This is a genomic window from Streptococcus pseudopneumoniae, assembly GCF_038148955.1.
GTDB classification, from domain to species: domain Bacteria; phylum Bacillota; class Bacilli; order Lactobacillales; family Streptococcaceae; genus Streptococcus; species Streptococcus pseudopneumoniae_T.
This window is the reverse complement of record NZ_JBBJZY010000013.1, coordinates 1-23,101: the sequence shown is the minus strand read 5'-3', so window position 1 is coordinate 23,101 and position 23,101 is coordinate 1. Positions and strand designations below refer to the sequence as shown.

The following is a 23,101-nucleotide window of genomic DNA, read 5'->3' as shown; positions in this document are numbered from 1 at the left end:
TGAGAAACCGATTAGTTCATAGGAGCTAGTCGGTTTTTTGATACTAGATGGCTAACTTCATTATAGACCTTTCAGAATTTTAAACAATAAATAAAGCTCTTGAAATATCTGGGCTTATATGTTAGAATGATTTTATCGGATAAGGTTCATTAGAATACTACCCCCTAACTACTGCCATAGTTAAGGGGTGTTTTGGTATATTCTACAGGAATAGAAAAAGACCCTCTAAACTTTGTAGAGAGCCTTAAAAAATCAAAATAAAAAGATAACCCCAGGCACATAGGAATGCTCAACCTTTCAGTCTACCCCATTCTGGGACCCAGCGTTTATCCTTCACAAGTTATCTTATTGAGTCCATTATATCACACTTATGGAAAATGTAAGAAATTTGTATAGTATTTTTAAATGAATTGATGAAAAATCAAATACCTTTCAGAACTAAGGAACTTTAAATAATAAATAAAACTCTTGAAATCTTAGCGCTTGTGTGTTAGAATAATTTTATCGGGTAAGGTTCATTAGAACACCAAATCCCTTAACTATGGCCGTAGTTAAGGGATTTTTTGACGTATCTTAGCGATTTAACGGGTGTTTACAGGCTAGTCATTCGGTCTACTTCTTACCATCTAGCCATTTGCAGACGAAATACAAGATAATTCCTGCTATGACGTCCGTTACAATAGTAAGAACGAGCTCTGGGGCAAGGTTCATTAGTTTCACCTCCTCTCACGAACCGTAAGGAACGTAATCGGTAACCGATGACAAAAATAGTATATCACATTAAATTTAGATCATCAACATTGCTTAATGCTTGAAATATTAGGACTTATATGCTAGAATGTAGTTAGTGTATAAGGTTCATTAGAACACCAAAGCCCCTAACTACTGCCATAGTTAAGGGCTTTTTTGACGTATCTTAGAGATTTAACGGGTGTTTATAGGCTAGTCAGTCGGTCTACTTCTTACCATCTAGCCATTTGCAGACGAAATACAAGATAATTCCAGCTATAACATCTGCTATAATAGTAAGAGCAAGCTCTGGTATAAGGCTCATTAGTTTCACCTCCTCTCACGAACCCATAGGAACGTAATCGGTAACCGATGACAAAAGTATTATACCACACTAAATTTAGATCATCAACCTCACTTAATGCTTGAACTATTGTAGATTATATGCTAGAATATAGTTAATTGATAAGGTTCATTAGAACACCAAAGCCCTTAACTATTGCCGTAGTTAAGGGCTTTTTTGACGTATCTTAGTGATTTAACGGGTGTTGATAGGCTAGTCACTCGGTCTACTCCTTACTATCTAGCCATCTGCAGACGAAATACAAGATAATTCCAGCTATAACATCCGCTATAATAGTAAGAGCGAGCTCTATGATAAGGCTCATTAGTTTCACCTCCTCTCACGAACCGTAAGGAACGTAATCGGTAACCGATGACAAAAATAGTATACCACAATAAATTTAGATCATCAAGGTCACTTAATTCTTGAAATATAGGGTATAGGCGACAAAGTCTTTAAAATCAGAAAAACGCATAATATCAGGTGTGCAAACTTGATACTATGCGTTTTCTTGTGGGAAGATTTACTCCATTTTCTCCTGAAATTGGGTATTTGTCCAGCCTCTGTTTTTAGGATTGCTGAGAAAATAATGTCATGTGGTGAATATTTGTAAATCAGTCAGCAGACAGAACGAATACTCTTCGAAAATCTCTTCACATCATGTCAGCTTCGTCTTGCCGTGTCCATGGGGGACTTGACTTCATCAGTTTTCAAATCTGTACTGTGAGCAAGCTGAGACTAGCTTCCTATTTGATTTTCATTGAATATCAGAAACCCATTCTCCATCAAATAATTCTACTGCGTCTAATAATTTTTGATCTGGCAAGGTGTCAGAAATAAAGGTTGTGTACTTAGAGAGGGGATTAATTTTAAAAAATCCAGTCTTGTAAAATTTAGAACTATCAATCAGTAAGATGGTTTCATGGGCTTTGTCAATAATATTCTTTTTTGAAATAGCTTGGCTGAGAGAAGCTTCATAAACATATTGGTCATCAATACCTCTTGCTGAACAAAATGCTAAATCGATATTAAAATGATCTAATAAAGAATTTTCCTTATCATAGTTGACCACGGAACAGGATTGATGTTTGACTTCTCCAGATGTGATAAAGATTTTGGAGCTATCTCTAACAGTCTCAGATAAGGTTTGTGCTGTATGTAGACCATTTGTAAAAATAATTAGATTATCTAGTTCGGCGAGATGAGGACAGAGTTCGTAGACAGTCGTACTGGAATCAAGATAAATACACATACCTGATCGAATAAAGTCTTTAGCGAGACTAGCGATTAGTCTTTTTTGCCTAGTACTTTCTCCTTCACGTATTTGATGAGAAAGTTCAATTGTGTTCATAGAGGACAGGGTCACGTATCCGTGCTTTCTTTTGATAAGACCTTGATTTTCTAAGAAAATTAAATCACGACGTAAGGTACTTGTGCTGGAGAAAGTGATTTCTGCCAGCTCTTTTACGGCAATTCTTTTTTTCTTTTTAATAATTTCAATCAATTCAAGTACACGTTCATCTTTTATCATAAGCTCCTCCTAATTTATCACTTCAACTATATTATAGCACAAATTGGAGAAATTTGAATTATTTTTATGTTTATGGAGTAAATATATGAATATTATTCAAGTAAGCGTTCATATATTGAAAAAATAAAATGTGGGGATTATAATAAAGTTAATCAAGGACGAAGAGAGAAGAAAAATGGAAGCGGTTTTAGCAATAGATTTAGGTGCGACTTCTGGAAGAGCAATCGTTGGTTACCTTTCTGAAAATAAACTAGTAATGGAAGAAATAAATCGCTTCTCTAATCTACCTATTAGAGTAAAAGGGCATTTATCTTGGGATGTTGACTTTCTACTAGCTAAAATTCTTGAAAGTATCCGATTGGCTAATACTAATTACAAGATTTTATCTGTCGGTATTGATACATGGGGTGTTGATTTTGGACTGATTGATAATGAAGGAAAACTGTTATCACAACCTGTTCACTATCGTGATGAAAGAACAAAAGGAGTGTTAAAGGAAATATCTGAAATTACTGAGTTAGAAAAATTATATTCAGAAACAGGAAATCAGCTTATGGAGATTAACACCTTGTTCCAACTCTTTAAGGTACGACAAGAATTTCCTAATTCGTTTTATAGTACGAATAAGATTCTTTTAATGCCAGATTTGTTTAATTATCTCTTGACAGGTAAGTTTGCAACTGAAAAAAGCATTGCTTCAACAACCCAACTCTTTGATCCGAGAAGTCAAAAGTGGAATCAGAATATCTTAAAACTATTTGAATTGGATTCAACTTTACTTCCTGAAATTGTTTCAGAGGGGAATGTCCTTGGAAGGATAAAAGAGGAGTATGGTTTAGGCGATATTCCTGTTGTGAATGTTTGTAGTCATGATACAGCAAGCGCGATTGTCTCAGTACCTAAGACAGAAGATAGTTTGTTTATTTCATCAGGGACTTGGTCTTTGGTTGGAGTGGAGCTTTCTTCACCTATTCTTAGTACCGAATCCTTCAGTTATGGATTTACAAATGAAGTCGGTAAAGATGGAGAGATTACATTTCTGAAGAATTGTACAGGGCTATGGATCATAGAGGAACTAAGACGTTCATTTGAACGAAGAGGGAAAGCCTATTCTTTTGATGATATTAGGACAGTGGTGGAGAAAGAAAAAGAAAATCTTCCTCTGATTGATACTGAATCAACTGAATTTGCAACAGAATCTGATATGTACAAGACTTTGACAGAATATCTAGCTTATCATCATGAAACTAGAGAGTGGACAGATGGACAACTATTTAAGATAGTCTATGAAAGTCTAGCTGAAACGTATAAGAAAACGATAGAGTTATTAGAAGAACTAACTCATAAGTCTTATAAAAGGATATATGTGATTGGAGGAGGTGCTAGAGCCAGTTACTTTAATCAAATGATTGCTGATAGAACTGGTAAAGAGGTTCTTACAGGTTCGACTGAAGCTACAGCTGTGGGGAATATTGTTGTGCAGCTCATAGCTATGGGACAATTAAAAGGGATGGAAGAAGCTCACCATGTTATTGAGGAGTTCCTAAAATTAGAGAGTTATTACTCCCAAAAGAATTAAAAAGATTGAGAGTTTGTAAATTTGCCTCCCTCCCCCTTCTTAAGTTTTGTACAAGAAGGGGGGATAATTGGTGAATTGAAAAATCTTTAGTGTTTTGATATGAGGAGGACAAGAATGTCAGACGTAAAACAAGAATTAATTAAATATGGCAAGAAGCTAGTAGAAACAGATTTGACGAAAGGAACAGGTGGAAATCTCAGTGTTTTCGATCGTGAAAAACAATTGATGGCAATTACCCCGTCGGGTATTGATTTCTTTGAAATCAAAGAATCCGATATTGTAGTGATGGACATTAATGGAAATGTTGTAGAGGGAGAACGCATGCCATCTAGCGAGTGGTATATGCATTTGATTCAATATCAAACTCGTGATGATATCGATGCAATTATCCATGCTCATACAACTTATGCAACAGTATTAGCTTGTCTCAGAGAACCACTTCCGGCGAGTCATTATATGATTGCAGTGGCAGGGAAAGATGTTCGGGTAGCTGAGTATGCAACATATGGTACGAAAGAATTGGCTGTGAATGCGGCTAAAGCAATGGAAGGTCGTAGAGCAGTTTTACTAGCGAATCATGGAATTTTAGCAGGTGCACAAAATTTATTGAATGCATTTAATGTTGTTGAAGAAGTTGAATATTGTGCAAAAATTTATTGTTTAGCTAAGAATTTTGGAGAGCCAGTAGTCCTTCCTGATGAGGAGATGGAATTGATGGCAGAAAAATTTAAAACATACGGTCAGAGAAAATAGGGAGGATATTAATGTTAAAACATATACCGAAAAATATTTCTCCAGATTTATTGAAGACTTTAATGGAAATGGGACATGGAGATGAAATAGTATTAGCTGACGCGAATTATCCTTCTGCCTCATGTGCAAATAAGCTAATTCGTTGTGATGGTGTAAATATTCCAGAATTATTAGATTCCATTCTGTATTTAATGCCATTAGATAGTTACGTCGATAGTTCAATTCAGTTTATGAACGTTGTTTCGGGTGATGATATTCCTAAGATATGGGGTACCTATAGACAGATGATTGAAGCTCATGGTACAGATCTTAAAACGATTACTTATCTTAGAAGAGAAGACTTTTATGAACGTAGTAAGAAAGCTTATGCTATTGTTGCTACAGGAGAAACTTCACTTTATGCTAATATTATCCTTAAGAAAGGAGTAGTTGTTGAAAGAGAAAATGTTTAATAGAGGAATTTTAGTTGCTAGTCATGGTAATTTTGCTAGCGGAGCTCTCATGACAGCAGAAATGTTTGTTGGTGAAACAATAAATGATAGAGTTAGGACATTAGGTTTGATGCCTGGAGAGAATATTGTAGAGTTTGAACATTATTTTAAAAATCAAGTGAATGAACTATTAGACTCAAATCAAGAGGTGATCGTTTTGACTGACTTGATTGGAGGAAGTCCTAATAATGTGGCTTTGTCACAGTTTTTAAATTTGGATTCAGTTGATATTGTAACAGGGTTTAATATCCCTCTACTAGTGGAATTAATATCAAGTTATGATTCAAAAATCAATTTAGAAGAAATTGTTCAAAATGCTCAAAATAGTTTGTTTAATGTTAAACAACAACTTAATGTAGAGGAGGAAGAGGATTTATGTCTATAGAGTTTGTTCGTATTGATGACCGTCTGGTACATGGTCAAGTTGTCACTACGTGGCTAAAAAAGTATGATATTGAGCAAGTTATCATTGTTAATGATCGCATCTCAGAAGATAAAACACGACAATCTATTTTAAAGATTTCTGCACCGGTAGGTTTAAAAATTGTTTTCTTTAGTGTAAAACGGTTTGTGGAAGTTTTAAACTCTGTGCCAATAAAAAAGAGAACAATGCTGATATATACAAATCCAAAAGATGTGTATGATTCTATTGAAGGAAATTTAAAATTGGAGTACCTCAATGTAGGACAGATGAGTAAAACGGAGGAAAATGAAAAGGTAACTGGAGGTGTAGCTCTAGGTGAAGAAGATAAATATTATTTTAAGAAAATAGTTGATAAGGGAACGAGAGTTGAAATTCAAATGGTTCCCAATGATAAAGTTACAATGTTGGAAAAATTTTTATAAAAATAATTTAAGGAGGTACAGTATATGCTATTCACACAAGCATTACTGGTGACATTAGTTGGGATTATTGCCACTATTGACTATAATGGACCGTTATTTATGATTCACCGTCCGTTAGTGACAAGTGCAATGGTTGGCTTAGTCTTAGGAGATTTCACCCAAGGTGTTCTTATTGGTTCAGCTCTTGAATTAACTTGGCTCGGTGTAACAGGTATTGGAGGTTACACTCCACCGGATACTATTTCAGGTGCGATTATTGGTACTGCATTTGGTATTTTATCTGGTCAAGGAGAAACTGCTGGTATCGCTATAGCAGTTCCAATTGCAGTTGCTACCCAACAGTTGGATGTTCTTGCAAAAACTTTAGATGTTTATTTTGTGAAAAAAGCTGATAATGATGCTAAAAACGGAGATTATTCAAAGATCGGTTTTTATCATTATTCAAGTTTGGTTTTAATCACGTTATTTAAAATTGTGCCAATTTTCCTAGCTATTATGCTTGGAGGGGAATATGTGGCAGACTTGTTTGCTAAGGTTCCACCAATCGTTATGCAGGGACTTAACTCTGCAGGTGCTTTACTACCTTCAATTGGTTTTGGTATGCTTTTAAATATGATGCTCAAGAAAAATATGTGGGTATTCTTGTTGATTGGCTTCATTTGTTCTGTGTATGGAGGAATGTCAACCATTGGGATCTCACTAGTTGGTATTGCGGTAGCATACTTCTACGATATGATTGGAAGTAAACCACAAGAAACAACTTCAAATAGTGATGTTGAGGAGGATCTTGATCTATGATGAATAATAAAGTAACTAAAGTTGAACTTAAAAAAGTTTTCAAACGAAGTTTTATGTATGGTTCTTCATGGAACTATGAGAGAATGCAGAACCTAGGTTTTCTATATACAATTCTTCCAGTATTGAAAAAACTATATCCAGACAAAGATTCAGCTTCTCCTGCTATGAAACGTCACCTTGAGTTTTTCAATACTCATCAAACAGCGGCACCATTTATTCTTGGAGTTACTTCTGCTATGGAAGAACAAGAAGGAAATGAAGGTGCAGATTCAATTACTGGTATTAAAGTTGGTTTGATGGGGCCGCTGGCTGGTCTAGGAGATAGTTTGTTCTGGCTGACATTAGTTCCTATCTGTTTTAGTATTGGTGCGTCTTATTCTAAAGACGGCGGTGCTTTAGGTATCTTTATCGCCTTAATATTGTTTAATGTTATTAATATTCCTGTTAAATATTTCGGTTTGAAATATGGCTATACTAAGGGTTCTAGTCTTATCCAAGAAAATAATACAAAAGGGACATTGAATCGCGTTACGAGTATGGCGACAGCATTAGGGCTAGTATTAGTGGGTGGTTTGATTCCATCAATGGTTGGTATTAATTTTGGATTAGAATTTAAGCAGGGGGAACTTGTTATTTCTGTTCAAGAAATGATTACAAAATTAATTCCAGGATTTATCCCTATGGCTTTGACTTTATTAATGTGTAAATTAATTAGAAAAGGGAAAAATCCGGTTGTACTAATCTTTAGTGTTATGGCTATTGGAGTTATCCTAGTTGTTTTAGGAATTTTGAAGTAGTAGAAAGTGTGGAGGTGGTATTTGGGATATCACCTCCATTTTGGAAGAGAGGTAAAGAGTGAAATTATGGTATAAGAAAGCTGCCTCAAATTGGAATGAAGCCTTGCCGATTGGGAACGGTCATTTAGGTGGTATGATTTATGGTTCAGCTACAAAAGAATGTATTCAACTAAATGATGAGACTATTTGGTATAGAGGAAAGTCAGATAGAAATAATCCAGACTCACTATTGCATCTTAAAAAAATTCGGGAATATCTTTTAGATGGAGAAGTTCAGAAAGCCGAAGAATTGATAAAGTTAACAATGTTTGCTACCCCAAGAGATCAAAGCCACTATGAATTACTTGGGGAACTTTACATTGAGCATATAGATATTCAGTCTTCTGCTCTTTCATTGTATGAAAGAGAGCTAGATTTAGATACAGCTATTTCTAATGTTGTGTTTGAGCCTAATGGTTGTAATTTACAAATAAAAAGAGAATATTTTACGAGTTTTAATAAGAATATTTTATGTTGCCGTATAGTGTCATCAGTTCAAAACACATTAAATTTAAACATTAATTTGGGTAGAAATAAACGGTTTAATGATGAAGTATCTAAACTGGATTCAAGTACAATTTTAATGTCGGCCTCTGCTGGAGGTAGAAAAGGTGTTCAGTTTAAAGTAGTATGTCATTCTAAGGTTACGGATGGTGAAGTAAGTGTATTGGGAGAGACAATAGTTATTCGGAATGCTACAGAGGTATTTCTTTATCTCAAATCAATGACGGATTATTGGGGAGACATAGATATTTCTTCTCTTCAGGGAGAATTTAGTAGCATTGATTACTTTACAGAAAAAGATGAACATGTAAAAAAATATCAGGAGCAATTTAATAGAGTTGATTTTAAACTACACTATAGTAAAGATTGTCTGATCATTCCAACGAATCTACTTCTTGAAAACACTAAAAAGTATAGTAACTACTTGACTAATTTGTTATTTCATTATGGAAGATATCTGTTAATATCGTCTAGTCAGCCGAATGGTTTACCTGCCAATCTTCAAGGAATATGGTGTGATGAATTAAATCCAATTTGGGGTTCTAAATATACAATTAATATTAATACTCAAATGAATTATTGGATGGTAGGGCCATGTGATCTACCAGAAGTAGAATATCCATTATTTGATATGCTCGAAAGAATGAGAGAACCGGGAAGACTAACCGCTACGAAAATGTATGGAGCTAGAGGTTTTACAGCACATCATAATACGGATGGTTTTGGCGATACGGCTCCCCAATCTCATGCCATGGGGGCTGCAATTTGGGTATTAACTATTCCATGGTTATGTACACATATTTGGGAACACTATTTATATTTCCAAGATGAGCGTATTCTTACGGAACATTTTGAAATGATAAAAGAAGCATTTCTTTTCTTTGAAGATTATTTATTTGAGGTGGATGGCTACTTGATGACAGGTCCAAGTGTCTCACCGGAAAATAAATATCGCTTAAAAAATGGTATTGAAGGAAATGCTTGTCTATCATCTACAATTGATAATCAAATTCTAAGATATTTTTGTGATTCATGCATTGGCATTGCAAAACAATTAGGAGACAATTCGGATTTTATTAGTCGTGTGAAGGAGTTAAAAAAGAAATTACCTAAAACAAAAATAGGTAGTAATGGGCAAATACAAGAATGGCTAGAGGATTATGAAGAAGTAGAGCCTGGTCATAGACACATTTCACCTCTATTTGGGCTTTATCCTTATAATGAGATTGATATTTATAAAACTCCTGAATTAGCAGAAGCAGCGGAAATCACTATAAATAGGAGATTATCAAATGCTAACTTTTTATCTTCGCAGGATAGGGAACAAGCGATTAATAATTGGTTAGTAAGTGGTTTGCATGCTAGTACACAAACAGGTTGGAGCGCTGCATGGTTGATTCATTTTTTTGCGAGACTATATCAAGGTGAGCCTGCTTATAACCAGATTAATGGTTTGTTAAATAATGCGACTCTTGGGAATTTATTTCTTGACCATCCACCATTTCAAATTGATGGTAATTTAGGTTTGGTGAGTGGAATTTGTGAATTATTAGTACAGAGCCATCATAATTGGTTATCACTAATTCCAGCTTTACCTTCTGCTTGGTCAGAAGGAGAAGTGAAAGGCCTCAGAGTAAGAGGAGGATATAAGGTATCATTTGCTTGGGAAAATGGGGATATAACATTTCTAAAATTGGAAGGAGGAAACAAAGATCAAAAAGTAAGAGTAAGAATATATGGCAAAAATACTGATGTACAAAATATTGAATTGGTATTTAATTCAGAAAAAATTATTGAGTTAAATTTTTAGGTATAAGTCATGAATAAAGAAAAAATAAAAAGAAAATTAATCACAATACTGTTTGTATGTATTGGGATGTTATGTTTTGGATTGTTAGCAGGAGTTAAGGCTGATAATCGTGTTCAAATGAGAACGACGATTAATAATGAATCGCCATTGTTGCTTTCTCCGTTGTATGGCAATGATAATGGTAACGGATTATGGTGGGGGAACACATTGAAGGGAGCATGGGAAGCTATTCCTGAAGATGTAAAGCCATATGCAGCGATTGAACTTCATCCTGCAAAAGTCTGTAAACCAACAAGTTGTATTCCACGAGATACGAAAGAATTGAGAGAATGGTATGTCAAGATGTTGGAGGAAGCTCAAAGTCTAAACATTCCAGTTTTCTTGGTTATTATGTCGGCTGGAGAGCGTAATACAGTTCCTCCAGAGTGGTTAGATGAACAATTCCAAAAGTATAGTGTGTTAAAAGGTGTTTTAAATATTGAGAATTATTGGATTTACAATAACCAGTTAGCTCCGCATAGTGCGAAATATTTGGAAGTTTGTGCCAAATATGGAGCGCATTTTATCTGGCATGATCATGAAAAATGGTTCTGGGAAACTATTATGAATGATCCGACATTCTTTGAAGCGAGTCAAAAATATCATAAAAATTTGGTGTTGGCAACTAAAAATACGCCAATAAGAGATGATGCGGGTACAGATTCTATCGTTAGTGGATTTTGGTTGAGTGGCTTATGTGATAACTGGGGCTCATCAACAGATACATGGAAATGGTGGGAAAAACATTATACAAACACATTTGAAACTGGAAGAGCTAGGGATATGAGATCCTATGCATCGGAACCAGAATCAATGATTGCTATGGAAATGATGAATGTATATACTGGGGGAGGCACAGTTTATAATTTCGAATGTGCCGCGTATACATTTATGACAAATGATGTACCAACTCCAGCATTTACTAAAGGTATTATTCCTTTCTTTAGACATGCTATACAAAATCCAGCTCCAAGTAAGAAAGAAGTTGTAAATAGAACAAAAGCTGTATTTTGGAATGGAGAAGGTAGGATTAGTTCATTAAACGGATTTTATCAAGGACTTTATTCGAATGATGAAACAATGCCTTTATATAATAATGGGAGATATCATATTCTTCCTGTAATACATGAGAAAATTGATAAGGAAAAGATTTCATCTATATTCCCTAATGCAAAAATTTTGACTAAAAATAGTGAGGAATTGTCTAGTAAAGTCAACTATTTAAACTCGCTTTATCCAAAACTTTATGAAGGAGATGGGTATGCTCAGCGTGTAGGTAATTCCTGGTATATTTATAATAGTAATGCTAACATCAATAAAAATCAGCAAGTACTGTTGCCTATGTATACTAATAATACAAAGTCGTTATCGTTAGATTTGACGCCACATACTTACGCTGTTGTTAAAGAAAATTCAAATAATTTACATATTTTATTGAACAATTACAGGACAGATAAGACAGCTATGTGGGCATTATCAGGAAATTTTGATGCATCAAAAAGTTGGAAGAAAGAAGAACTAGAGTTAGCGAACTGGCTAAGCAAAAATTATTCCATCAATCCTGTAGATAATGACTTTAGGACAACAATACTTACATTAAAAGGGCATACTGGTCATAAACCTCAGATAAATATAAGTGGCGATAAAAATCATTATACTTATACAGAAAATTGGGATGAGAATACCCATGTTTATACCATCGCGGTTAATCATAATGGAATGGTAGAGATGTCTATAGATACTGAGGGAACGGGACCAGTTTCTTTCCCAACACCAGAGAAATTTAATGATGGTAATTTGAATATAGCATATGCAAAACCGACAACACAAAGTTCTGTAGATTACAATGGAGACTCTAATAGGGCTGTGGATGGTAACAGGAATGGTAATTTTAACTCTGGTTCGGTAACACACACTAAGGCAGATAATCCCTCTTGGTGGGAAGTCGATTTGAAAAAAATGGATAAAGTTGGGCTTGTTAAAATTTATAATCGCACAGATGCTGAGACTCAACGACTATCTAATTTTGATGTGATTCTATATGATGATAATAGAAACGAAGTTGCTAAGAAACATGTTAATAGTTTGTCGGGTGAATCTGTTAGTCTAGATTTCAAAGAAAAAGGAGCAAGGTATATTAAAGTTAAATTACTAACGAGTGGTGTGCCTTTGAGTTTAGCAGAAGTAGAGGTTTTTAGAGAATCAGATGGTAAGCAATCTGAAGAGGATATAGATAAAATAACAGAAGATAAAGTAGTCTCTACAAATAAGGTAGCTACTCAAAGTTCAACCAATTATGAGGGTGTAGCTGCTTTAGCAGTTGATGGTAATAAAGATGGAGATTACGGACATCATTCGGTGACTCATACTAAGGCAGATTCTAATGCTTGGTGGCAGGTCGATCTGGGAGAAGAGTTTACGGTTTCTAAAGTTGATATTTATAATAGAACAGATGCCGAACCTCAGCGTTTATCTAATTTTGATGTTATTTTTCTATCTTCATCAGGAGAAGAAGTTTTTAGAAGACATTTTGATAAAGTAGTTGATGGTTTGTTATCTTTAAAAGTACCTTCTGTAGGGGCTAAGCTAGTCAAAATAGAATTAAAATCAGCAGCTATTCCGTTAAGTTTAGCGGAAGTTGAAGTCTATGGTTCAAAGAGAACACCGAAGAAACTTTCTAATATTGCATTAACAAAAGAAACTAGACAAAGTTCAACGGATTACAATGGTTTTTCTCGTCTAGCGGTTGATGGAAATAAAAACGGAGATTATGGTCATCATTCAGTGACTCATACCAAAGGAGATTCTCCTTCATGGTGGGAGATAGATTTAGCTCAAACCGAAGAATTAGAAAAGTTAATTATTTATAATAGAACAGATGCTGAAATTCAGAGATTATCAAATTTTGATATTATTATATATGATTCAAATGATCATGAAGTTTTTACACAACATATTGACAGTTTAGAAAGCAATAATCTATCCATAGACTTAAAAGGACTGAAGGGAAAAAGGGTTAGAATTTCTTTGAGAAACGCAGGAATTCCTTTAAGTTTGGCAGAGGTAGAGGTTTATACTTATAAGTAATTTTAAAAATTATTATCCAGGCTACCGTAAATATAATGGCGATGGTAGTATGAAAGAAACAGAAAAATAAGAGGAAAATATTATGATTCAACATCCACGTATTGGTATTCGTCCGACTATTGATGGTCGTCGTCAAGGTGTACGCGAATCACTTGAAGTACAAACAATGAACATGGCTAAAAGTGTGGCAGATCTTATTTCAAGCACATTGAAATATCCAGATGGAGAACCTGTGGAATGCGTGATTTCTCCATCTACTATTGGCCGTGTACCGGAGGCTGCAGCTTCACATGAGTTGTTTAAAAAGTCAAATGTTTGCGCAACAATTACAGTTACACCATGCTGGTGTTATGGTAGTGAAACTATGGATATGTCTCCAGATATTCCTCATGCTATTTGGGGATTTAATGGAACAGAACGTCCAGGAGCTGTCTATCTTGCAGCTGTACTAGCGTCCCATGCTCAAAAAGGGATTCCAGCGTTTGGTATTTATGGTAGAGATGTTCAGGAAGCTAATGATACAGATATTCCAGAAGATGTCAGAGAAAAACTTTTACGTTATGCGCGCGCAGCTCTTGCAACTGGCTTGATGAGAGACACTGCTTACCTATCAATGGGTAGTGTTTCGATGGGGATTGGCGGTTCTATTGTAAATCCAGATTTCTTCCAAGAATACTTAGGAATGCGAAATGAATCGGTAGATATGACGGAGTTCACGCGCCGTATTGACCGTGGTATTTATGACCCAGAAGAGTTTGAACGTGCTATGGTTTGGGTAAAAGAACATATCAAAGAAGGAGTTGACCGAAATCGTGAGGATTTGATTCTTTCTAAAGAAGAAAAAGAAAAACAATGGGAATTTGTTGTAAAAATGTTCATGATTGGTCGAGATCTTATGCAGGGAAATCCTCGTTTAGCAGAGCTTGGTTTTGAGGAAGAAGCAGTTGGTCACCATGCTTTAGTAGCTGGTTTCCAAGGTCAACGTCAGTGGACAGATCATTTCCCAAATGGGGACTTTATGGAAACTTTCCTCAATACTCAGTTTGACTGGAATGGCATTCGAAAACCATTTGTATTTGCTACAGAGAACGATTCACTAAATGGTGTGTCTATGCTCTTTAATTATCTATTAACAAATACTCCACAAATCTTTGCTGATGTACGTACTTATTGGAGTCCAGAGGCTGTTGAACGTGTAACGGGACATACTTTAGAGGGTCGTGCTGCAGCCGGATTCTTACATCTGATCAACTCAGGTTCTTGTACATTGGATGGTACAGGTCAAGCTACTCGAGATGGCAAACCTGTTATGAAACCATTCTGGGAGTTGGATGAAAGTGAAGTACAGGCTATGCTTGAAAACACAGACTTCCCACCAGCAAACCGCGAATACTTCCGTGGAGGAGGATTCTCAACTCGTTTCTTGACGAAGGGTGATATGCCAGTAACAATGGTACGTCTCAATCTTCTAAAAGGGGTTGGTCCAGTGCTACAAATTGCAGAAGGTTACACACTTGAACTTCCTGAAGATGTTCACCATACTTTAGATAATCGTACAGATCCAGGATGGCCAACTACTTGGTTTGCTCCACGTTTGACCGGAAAAGGTGCTTTCAAGTCTGTCTATGACGTCATGAATAATTGGGGAGCCAATCACGGAGCGATAACCTATGGACACATTGGTGCAGACCTGATTACCTTGGCTTCTATGTTGAGAATTCCTGTCAATATGCATAATGTATCTGAGGAAGATATCTTTAGACCTAAAAATTGGTCTTTATTTGGAACAGAAGATTTAGAATCAGCGGACTATCGTGCATGTCAGTTGTTGGGACCACTACATAAGTAAAACTTGTTTGTATAGGAGGTGAGCTTACGTCCCTCCTATCCTTTCAAAAAACATTTGTTAAACATTTCACAAATAATTGAAAACGAATACAAAAAGTAATATAATGATGTTAAGTAAATAGCGCGGAGGCGCAGGAGGAAAATTATATGGCGACATTTTACGTTCCGGCAGTCAACCTTATTGGTAAAGGTGTTGTAAATGAAGTAGGTCCTTATATCAAGGAACTTGGCTATAAAAAGGCACTTTTGGTGACAGATAAGTACATCGAAGGCAGTGACATTTTGCCTAAGGTTTTAAAACCGCTAGATACAGAAGGAATCGAATATGTCATCTTTAGCGATGTAGAGCCAAACCCTACTTGTAAGAATGTCACAGATGGGGTAGCTGCTTTAGAAGAACATGGCTGTGACTTTATCATCAGTCTTGGTGGGGGCTCTCCACAGGATGCAGCTAGTTGTATCTCTATCATAGCTACAAATGGAGGAAAACCACAGGATTATGAGGGGCTTCATAAGTCTGCTAAAAAAGGCTTGCCAGTTGTGGCTATCAATACAACGGCAGGCACTTCTGCAGAAATCACTATTAACTATGTCATTACCGATGAAGAACGCAAGGTTAAGATGGTCATGGTTGACAAGAATAGCCTTGCTCTTATCTCTGTTAATGACCCGGAATTGATGCTCTCTAAGCCTAAAGGATTGACTGCAGCGACAGGTATGGATGCTCTGACGCACGCTGTGGAGGCTTTGGTAACACCTGGTGCTTATGATGTGACTAAGAAACTCTCTATCGGAGCAATTGAGCTTATCAAGGAATACCTTCCTCGTGCAGTGGCAAACGGACACGACATTGAAGCGCGTGAAGGCATGGTCAATGCCATCTTCCTTGGTGGTATGAGCTTTAACAATGCAGGTCTTGGTTATGTTCACTCAATGGCTCACCAACTTGGCGCAGTATATAATTTGCCACACGGTGTTTGCTGTGCCATGTTGCTACCAGTTATAGAACGTGAAAATGCTAAACGTGTTCCGAAAGCTTTCCGCAATGTTGCCAAGGCCTTGGGACTTCATGTGGAAGGTAAATCAGATGAAGAGTGTGCTGATTATGCAATTGCTGAAATTGAGAAACTGTCTGAAACAGTAGGTATTCCTAAGAAACTGACTGAGCTTGGTATTGAAGAAAAAGATTTCGACTTTGAATACCTTTCTAAGAATGCCTTGATTGATGCCTGCGCACCAGGAAATCCATTTATGCCAACCTTAGAAGAAACGATTGCTTTTTATAAAGAGTTGTTTTAGCTAGGAATTAGACGACAATGTGACAATTCACCTCTAATTAGTGACATTTCAGGAAAAATCGCAGTAAAAACGGCACAGCCTTCTTTAAATGTGCTATAATACTAGAAAAAAATAATGATGGAGGTCGTCGCGATGATAACAACATTTTTGATGATTTTTGTGGTGGTTTGTGTGCTCCTATTGGTGATAGTCACACTGAGTACAGTTTATGTGGTTCGTCAGCAGTCGGTGGCGATTATTGAGCGCTTTGGGAAATACCAAAAGGTTGCCAATAGCGGTATTCACATTCGCTTGCCTTTTGGGATTGACTCGATTGCAGCGCGGATTCAGTTGCGTTTGTTGCAAAGCGATATTGTGGTTGAGACTAAGACCAAGGACAATGTGTTCGTGATGATGAATGTGGCGACTCAGTACCGTGTCAATGAGCAGAGCGTGACAGATGCCTACTATAAACTCATGCGTCCAGAATCTCAGATTAAATCTTATATCGAAGACGCCCTTCGCTCTTCTGTTCCAAAATTAACCTTGGATGAATTGTTTGAGAAAAAAGATGAGATTGCCCTTGAAGTCCAACACCAAGTTGCGGAAGAAATGACTACTTACGGTTATATTATTGTGAAAACCTTGATTACCAAGGTTGAACCAGATGCAGAAGTTAAGCAATCCATGAATGAAATCAATGCGGCGCAACGTAAGCGGGTCGCAGCGCAAGAATTGGCAGAAGCCGATAAGATTAAAATTGTCACTGCAGCTGAAGCCGAAGCAGAAAAAGACCGCCTTCATGGTGTGGGGATTGCCCAACAACGTAAGGCGATTGTGGATGGATTGGCAGAGTCTATCACCGAACTCAAGGAAGCCAATGTTGGCATGACAGAAGAGCAAATCATGTCCATCCTCTTGACCAACCAGTATTTGGATACTTTGAATACCTTTGCCTCTAAAGGAAATCAAACAATCTTTTTACCAAATACGCCAAATGGTGTGGATGATATCCGTACTCAAATCTTGTCAGCCCTTCGTGCTGAGAAGAAATAATAGACTAATACTCTTCGAAAATCAAATTCAAACCACGTCAGCGTCGCCTTGCCGTAGATATATGTAACTGACTTCGTCAGTCTTATCTACTACCTCAAAATGGTATTTTGAGCAACCTGCGGCTAGCTTCCTAGTTTGCTCTTTGATTTTCATTGAGTACAAAGAGCTTGGCAACAGGCTCTTTTTGCATTGCATTTGTTAAGAAAAGCAAATAACATTGATATACATTTAACTAAAAATTATTGTATGTTGTCTACTTTAATTAGGAATAATAAGGGAATAACTAGAAAGATTTGTGAATACAGACTATTTCTGATATACTAAATATACAGTAATAATGAATGATGGGAGATGAGATGAAAGAATTTCAATTTGAGAGAAAGCAGCGTTTTTCTTTGAGGAAATATGCAATAGGAGCTTGTTCAGTCTTGCTAGGAACGAGTTTATTTTTTGCTGGTATGGGGGCTCAACCCGTACAGGCTACAGAAACGACTTCAACACTAATTTCAAGTCATTATTTGGATGAGCAGGATTTACCTGAAAAGCTGAAATCTGAGTTGCAATGGTTTGAAGAAAATAAGATTGAGGTAAAAGAGGGAAAAGAATACTACTTTATCTATCGAAAATTGGCTACAAGATTACCAGAAACAGGTCTGTTTTCTAATGATGGGATGTTTATCTTGGGAGCAGGATTATTATTGCTTTCCTTCACTTTAATCAAGAGAAAAAAGGGAGCGTCTTACTTCCTTGTGACTGTCTTTGCTGTTGGTGGTTGGGGAGCATCCATCTCTGCTATTGAAAATCTGGTAGAATTGCAACCGGCCCTTGTTAAGAGAGTAGAAGGTCAGTTTTTACCAAGTCCTGAAACAGTCCAAGGATATGAATTTACGGGATATTATTTGGTAAGAGATAGTGCTAGCAAGGAACTTTCTGTTGATAAGGTAGAGTCGCCAGCATTATCTCAAAAGGAGGAAAGTTCAGAACCTCAATCTAAGAAGATTGTACCACAGACTGCATCTCATTTTAGCTCAACTGAAGACCTTGTGCAATCTCCTCAACCATCCTACGCAGTTGAGAAAATTGTTGAAGCTCCTGTAAGTAAACAAGCACCTGCTGAAATTGGATCTATAGGGGCTAAGGAGGAAGTTGCAGGAAATCCCCAAGGAGAACAACCGAAAGCATAAAATAATAGTGATTATAAAACAAGTCCTGAGGAAGGTGTGTTAAATGCCACAGTAGAGAAACCAGAATTGCTAGTCACTACAGAGGAGGTTGCTTTCCAAACGATAGAACAAGAAGATGCAACCTTAGCTAAAGGGCAAACTAAAGTTGTTCAAGAAGGTGTTGTTGGTGAACGCACCATCTATACGGAAGTCACTATCGTTAATGGGGAAAAATCTAGCAAAGTTATAGAAAATATAATCACAAAAGAGCCGGTGGATAAGGTGATTGCAGTTGGGACTAAGGAAGAAGTTGCACCAAAACCAACACAACCTGTAACTCCAGAGCCAGAGGAAGTTAAACCAGTTCAACCTGAAAAAACTCCAATAGTAGAGAATGAAACAGAGACAAAACCAGCTGATGGAATAGGACAACCAAGACCAGGAGCAGAAGAAACGCCGGGTACAGAAGCAACACCCGACGAGAAACAAACACCTGACAAACCCGAAGCTGAGCCGAAGCAACCAGATCCAGCAACCCCAGCCGTGGAATCAGGGGGCGAGGAGAATCAAACTCTTGCCCAACAAGGTACTGAGTCTAAGCAACCATCTAAAGAAACTGCTGAGATAAAAGATTCTGAGCCAGCAGCACCAACCGTGGAATCAGGGGATGAGGAAAATCAAACTCTTGCCCAACAAGGTACTGAGTCTAAGCAACCATCTAAAGAAACTGCTGAGATAAAAGATTCTGAGCCAGCAGCACCAACCGTGGAATCAGGACGCGAAGAAGATCAATCTTCTGCGGAACAAAAGGGTGTGGAGAACCAGCTGGAGAATCCAGTTGAGGGGGTAAAAGATGTTGGTGAATCTGCCCTACAAGAAGCCCAAAAACAACCAGAACAAACGGCTCCATCTCCAGAGGTCAACCCAAGTCCAGTAAACGAACCAGAACCAGCTGTTCAGCCTGAACCCTTAGCTCCCCAAGAGCAACCAACTGTCCCAAGTCCAGTAACTAAAGAAAAAGTATTGGAATATAAAACAACATATAAAGCTTCACCAGCCTTAAATTACAAAGAGCAACGAGTAGAAGTAGCAGGCGAAAATGGTAAGGAAGTGACAACTACTTCTTACAGTTTTGATGAAAGTACTGGGAAAATAGTAGAAAACACTTCAACAAAGATAGAAAAACATCCAGTAGATAGAGTTGTTAAGGTTGGGAATGTAGAAGAAACAAGATCAACAGTCAAAAGAGGTGAACAGTTTGTTGCGGATGAGTCACTTGATAAAGGTGTCAAAGAAGTCAGAAATCAGGGTCAGGACGAAGAAACGACAACAATAAAAGTTTACAAAGTAAATGAACAAACAGGAGACTTAACTAAGCCAGATGTAACGAAAAAAGTCGCTAAGCCAATGCAAGCGAAAATAACGGCAGTAGGAACTAAGTCTAAGGTTGAAATAAAGGATACTCCGTTTGAAACACGATATGTAGCAGATGAGACGCTAAGTTATAAGGAAAAAGTAGAAACACCAGGTGAAAGAGGGCGTACAGTATCAACTACAAAATACACAGTAAATCAAGAAACAGGAGCTATCTCAGAAGAAACTACAACAGAAAACACTCCAGCTAAAGACAAAATAGTAAAAGTTGGAAATGTGGAAAAGATAGTGTCACCTATAGAAATCACTGAGTTGAGAAAAGATAACCCTGAACTTCCGAAAGGAAAAGAAGAGGTTGAAGATGCAGGTGAACAAGGGGAAACAACTGTCACTAAAACTTATGAAGTTAATCCGGAGACAGGAGAGTTATCAAATCCAGTAGAGAAGACTGAAACAACTAAAGCTATGCGCCAAAAAGTAATTTTGGTTGGTACTAAAGAAGACAAACCGCATTTACTGCCAGAAAATAGTGAGTTAGAAAATGCGGTGAATGTAACTCAAGCAAGTACTGAAATGAAGTCTATAGATTTATTGACAAACGAAAAATTAAAATCACAGTTAGCTCCATCAGACATAGAAATAAATCGAGATTTCTTCTTAAAACGAAACGAATTACGAAAAACTAATCCAAATATAACAGAGTCTGAAGTAAAAGAAATTCTACGAAAAGAATATCTTGAAAAATTATCGATTAAAGAAACACTCGATGCGACTAAAACCGATTTAGAAGCTAGTTTGAAAAAAGTTGCGGCGCATACCTTGAGTATTTTAGGTGACAATCAACAAAATAGAGAAAAAGTAAAAGGTGATATTGAAGCTAATAAAGAGAAAATATTACTAGGATTATCCTATATCAATCGTTTTTATAATATTGATTTTGGAGATACCAATATCCGTGATATTCTAGCTTATAATCCAAGCTCGTTCGGTAAAAAAGACCTTACTTCTTTAGATTGGTTAACACACCTTGGGTCTATGAGTTATGATGAATTAAGATTAACCAATAGTCCAAAAACATTTGAGAAATACTTCGGAAAAATCACAGATAAACCAACGCTATTAGATTTCCTAGATTACAATAGAACTACATTCACTAATATGGATGGCGATACGTGGTTGAAGAAAGCGACTAAAGCTATCGTAGTTGAAAAAGCTTCGAAAGAAAAACCTGATGAAAAAGTAGACTTATATACAAAATTAACTACGCCTCCTGAGAAATATGGAGCAGAAGAACTTCAAATAAAAAATAGAAGACAACAAAATGTAGCTACATTATTAGGTTTGGTAAATATTAAAGAACCAAGCGTGTATGCTATAACTAACATAGCGACGGTAACCTACGGAAACATCGGAACGTATATGGATACTTCTTTAGAGAAAACGAATCCAGTTAAGTATAAAGAAGAATTAGAAAAAGTTAAAGCATTGATAGAATTAACTGCGACAAGACAGGCTAATTATGTTGATACTTTATACAGAATTACAAAAGAAGAAAATCGTCCGAAACTAATTACAAATAGAGTAATTGTAGATACGATGAAGAAATATACGACAAATGTGACTGCTGGAATAACGACAACATGGTCTAAAGAATCAGGACCAACAGCAGATAAAGGGGTTAAAGACTTTATGACACCTCTAGGATTGTATTCACCATCGCAAAATGTAGGTGCAGAAGCCAATGGAGTGGGTGTCCGTTACTTTATAGATAGAGTTCTTGATGATAGAGGTTCAGCGACTTACTCTCACGAAATGACGCATTTATTAGACAGAACAGTACTGTTTAATAATCATGGTCGTCGAGATGGTACAGCGGCAGAGTTTTATGCTAGAGGAATCTTTGAAAATTCTTACACACCAGAGACAGATACATATTTCAACTTAAACTTCGTTTACGATGAAAGTAAGAAAAATGGCTTTTACAACAAAACACCAGATAGATTCAAAACAGCTGCAGATTTGAAATCTTATATGCATGGAAGTTTTGATGTGTTATATAGTTTAGATTATTTAGAAGCGGAAGCAACAAAACAACTTACAGCAGAAGATAAAACTAAATATTTCAAAAAAATAACACCAATTGCGTCGACAGGAACTAGAGCGACAGTAACATATAAAAATCCAGCGGTTAAAGCTACGCACAAGAGTGAAAAAATCTCAGAAATTACACTAGATGAAGCGAGAGATCTATCGGATATCAATAGTCTGATTGACAATAATATTTTAGTTAATCGTTATATCATAAATGGATTTTATGCAACAGGTGATGTAAAAGCTAATGGATATTATTTAGTGGATATGTTTGATACCATTTATGGTGTTAGTCAAAATGCCACTGGTATGAGTGGGGATATCACCTTTAGAAAACAAGCATTTGAATTGATGGCTGCTTTGGGCTATTATGAAGGATTTGTTCCTTATGTGTCAAATCAATATAAAAACCAAGCTGAAGAAGAAGGCAAACCGCTATCTGATAAATATATTTTCGATAACATTTTAGGAAAATCTTACGCAGCTTTCAAAAAAGAGCAAATAACTGAGCGTGTTGAGAAATTAGGTAAGTTAAAACCAATTACTATAAATTACAACGGAAAAGAAGAAGTGATTGATAGTAAAGAAAAATTACAAGAGCTTATGAATAAAGCTGTTAAAGAAGAACTTGCTCAAATAAAAGCAGGAAATACCACGGCTAAAAAGTTTGAGTTTATCGAAACACCCGTTCAAAAACTGAAAAAAGCGATTTATAAAGCTTATCTCAAAGATTCAGATGACTTTAGACAGTCGATTTACAATAGTTAAGACAAAAGGGACATCTCTCTGGAATGAATATTCAGAGAGGTGTTTTTTGGCTCTTGTCAGATTTGATACTCAATGAAAATCAAAAAGCAAACTAGGAAGCGAGCCGCAGGTTGCTCAAAGTACAGCTTTGAGGTTGCAGATAGAACTGACGAAGTCAGCTCAAAACACTGTTTTGAG

At 36.5% G+C, this 23,101-nt stretch carries 15 protein-coding genes and 1 pseudogene; 14 read left to right on the top strand and 2 right to left on the bottom strand.

Annotation, left to right across the window (positions count from 1 at the left end; all coding sequences use genetic code 11):
- Positions 1-1,829: 1,829 nt before the first annotated feature.
- Complete coding sequence (locus WKI23_RS05915) at positions 1,830-2,603, bottom strand: DeoR/GlpR family DNA-binding transcription regulator (RefSeq protein ID WP_368079262.1); 774 nt, start codon at positions 2,601-2,603, stop codon at positions 1,830-1,832.
- A gap of 175 nt (positions 2,604-2,778) precedes the next feature.
- On the opposite strand from WKI23_RS05915, the gene WKI23_RS05910 reads away from it, so the two are divergent.
- The 12 genes from WKI23_RS05910 to WKI23_RS05855 all read left to right on the top strand — a co-directional run bounded on the left by WKI23_RS05910 (position 2,779) and on the right by WKI23_RS05855 (position 17,528).
- A complete protein-coding gene (locus WKI23_RS05910) occupies positions 2,779-4,182 on the top strand; it encodes a rhamnulokinase family protein (RefSeq protein ID WP_368079261.1) in 1,404 nt (467 codons plus the stop codon).
- A gap of 114 nt (positions 4,183-4,296) precedes the next feature.
- Positions 4,297-4,935, top strand: coding sequence for an L-fuculose-phosphate aldolase (locus WKI23_RS05905; RefSeq protein ID WP_368079260.1), 639 nt, complete (start codon positions 4,297-4,299; stop codon positions 4,933-4,935).
- A gap of 11 nt (positions 4,936-4,946) precedes the next feature.
- Positions 4,947-5,387 (top strand): RbsD/FucU family protein, encoded by a 441-nt coding sequence (locus WKI23_RS05900; RefSeq protein WP_368079259.1) that lies wholly within the window; start codon positions 4,947-4,949, stop codon positions 5,385-5,387.
- Positions 5,380-5,811, top strand: coding sequence for a PTS sugar transporter subunit IIA (locus WKI23_RS05895; protein WP_368079287.1), 432 nt, complete (start codon positions 5,380-5,382; stop codon positions 5,809-5,811). The genes WKI23_RS05900 and WKI23_RS05895 overlap by 8 nt, the downstream gene beginning before the upstream one ends.
- Entirely contained in the window at positions 5,802-6,272 is a 471-nt protein-coding gene (locus WKI23_RS05890) for a PTS sugar transporter subunit IIB (protein ID WP_000020992.1), read from the top strand. Before WKI23_RS05895 ends, WKI23_RS05890 begins: the two co-directional genes overlap by 10 nt.
- A gap of 24 nt (positions 6,273-6,296) precedes the next feature.
- Positions 6,297-7,070, top strand: a complete 774-nt coding sequence (locus WKI23_RS05885) for a PTS mannose/fructose/sorbose/N-acetylgalactosamine transporter subunit IIC (protein ID WP_000899622.1) — start codon at positions 6,297-6,299, stop codon at positions 7,068-7,070.
- Positions 7,067-7,867, top strand: a complete 801-nt coding sequence (locus WKI23_RS05880; RefSeq protein ID WP_000981723.1) for a PTS system mannose/fructose/sorbose family transporter subunit IID — start codon at positions 7,067-7,069, stop codon at positions 7,865-7,867. The genes WKI23_RS05885 and WKI23_RS05880 overlap by 4 nt, the downstream gene beginning before the upstream one ends.
- 58 nt (positions 7,868-7,925) lie before the next feature.
- Positions 7,926-10,220, top strand: coding sequence for a glycoside hydrolase family 95 protein (locus WKI23_RS05875; protein ID WP_368079258.1), 2,295 nt, complete (start codon positions 7,926-7,928; stop codon positions 10,218-10,220).
- A gap of 9 nt (positions 10,221-10,229) precedes the next feature.
- Positions 10,230-13,346, top strand: coding sequence for a glycoside hydrolase family 98 domain-containing protein (locus WKI23_RS05870; RefSeq protein ID WP_368079257.1), 3,117 nt, complete (start codon positions 10,230-10,232; stop codon positions 13,344-13,346).
- Between the two features lie 82 nt (positions 13,347-13,428).
- Positions 13,429-15,195 (top strand): L-fucose isomerase, encoded by a 1,767-nt coding sequence (locus tag WKI23_RS05865; RefSeq protein WP_368079256.1) that lies wholly within the window; start codon positions 13,429-13,431, stop codon positions 15,193-15,195.
- A gap of 146 nt (positions 15,196-15,341) precedes the next feature.
- Complete coding sequence (locus tag WKI23_RS05860; RefSeq protein WP_261084907.1) at positions 15,342-16,493, top strand: iron-containing alcohol dehydrogenase; 1,152 nt, start codon at positions 15,342-15,344, stop codon at positions 16,491-16,493.
- A gap of 150 nt (positions 16,494-16,643) precedes the next feature.
- Positions 16,644-17,528, top strand: a complete 885-nt coding sequence (locus tag WKI23_RS05855) for an SPFH domain-containing protein (RefSeq protein ID WP_004235732.1) — start codon at positions 16,644-16,646, stop codon at positions 17,526-17,528.
- A gap of 27 nt (positions 17,529-17,555) precedes the next feature.
- Here WKI23_RS05855 and WKI23_RS05850 read toward each other — a convergent pair whose 3' ends face one another.
- Positions 17,556-17,681 carry a hypothetical protein gene (locus tag WKI23_RS05850; RefSeq protein ID WP_264315213.1) on the bottom strand — a complete coding sequence of 42 codons (126 nt, stop codon included), beginning with the start codon at positions 17,679-17,681 and terminating at the stop codon, positions 17,556-17,558.
- A 203-nt stretch (positions 17,682-17,884) separates the two neighbouring features.
- Here WKI23_RS05850 and WKI23_RS05845 point away from each other — a divergent pair.
- Both WKI23_RS05845 and WKI23_RS05840 read left to right on the top strand, forming a co-directional pair.
- Positions 17,885-18,112: pseudogene (locus tag WKI23_RS05845) on the top strand (YSIRK-type signal peptide-containing protein); the annotation flags it as partial.
- A 636-nt stretch (positions 18,113-18,748) separates the two neighbouring features.
- Positions 18,749-22,924 (top strand): ZmpA/ZmpB/ZmpC family metallo-endopeptidase, encoded by a 4,176-nt coding sequence (locus tag WKI23_RS05840; protein ID WP_368079255.1) that lies wholly within the window; start codon positions 18,749-18,751, stop codon positions 22,922-22,924.
- Positions 22,925-23,101: the final 177 nt, after the last annotated feature.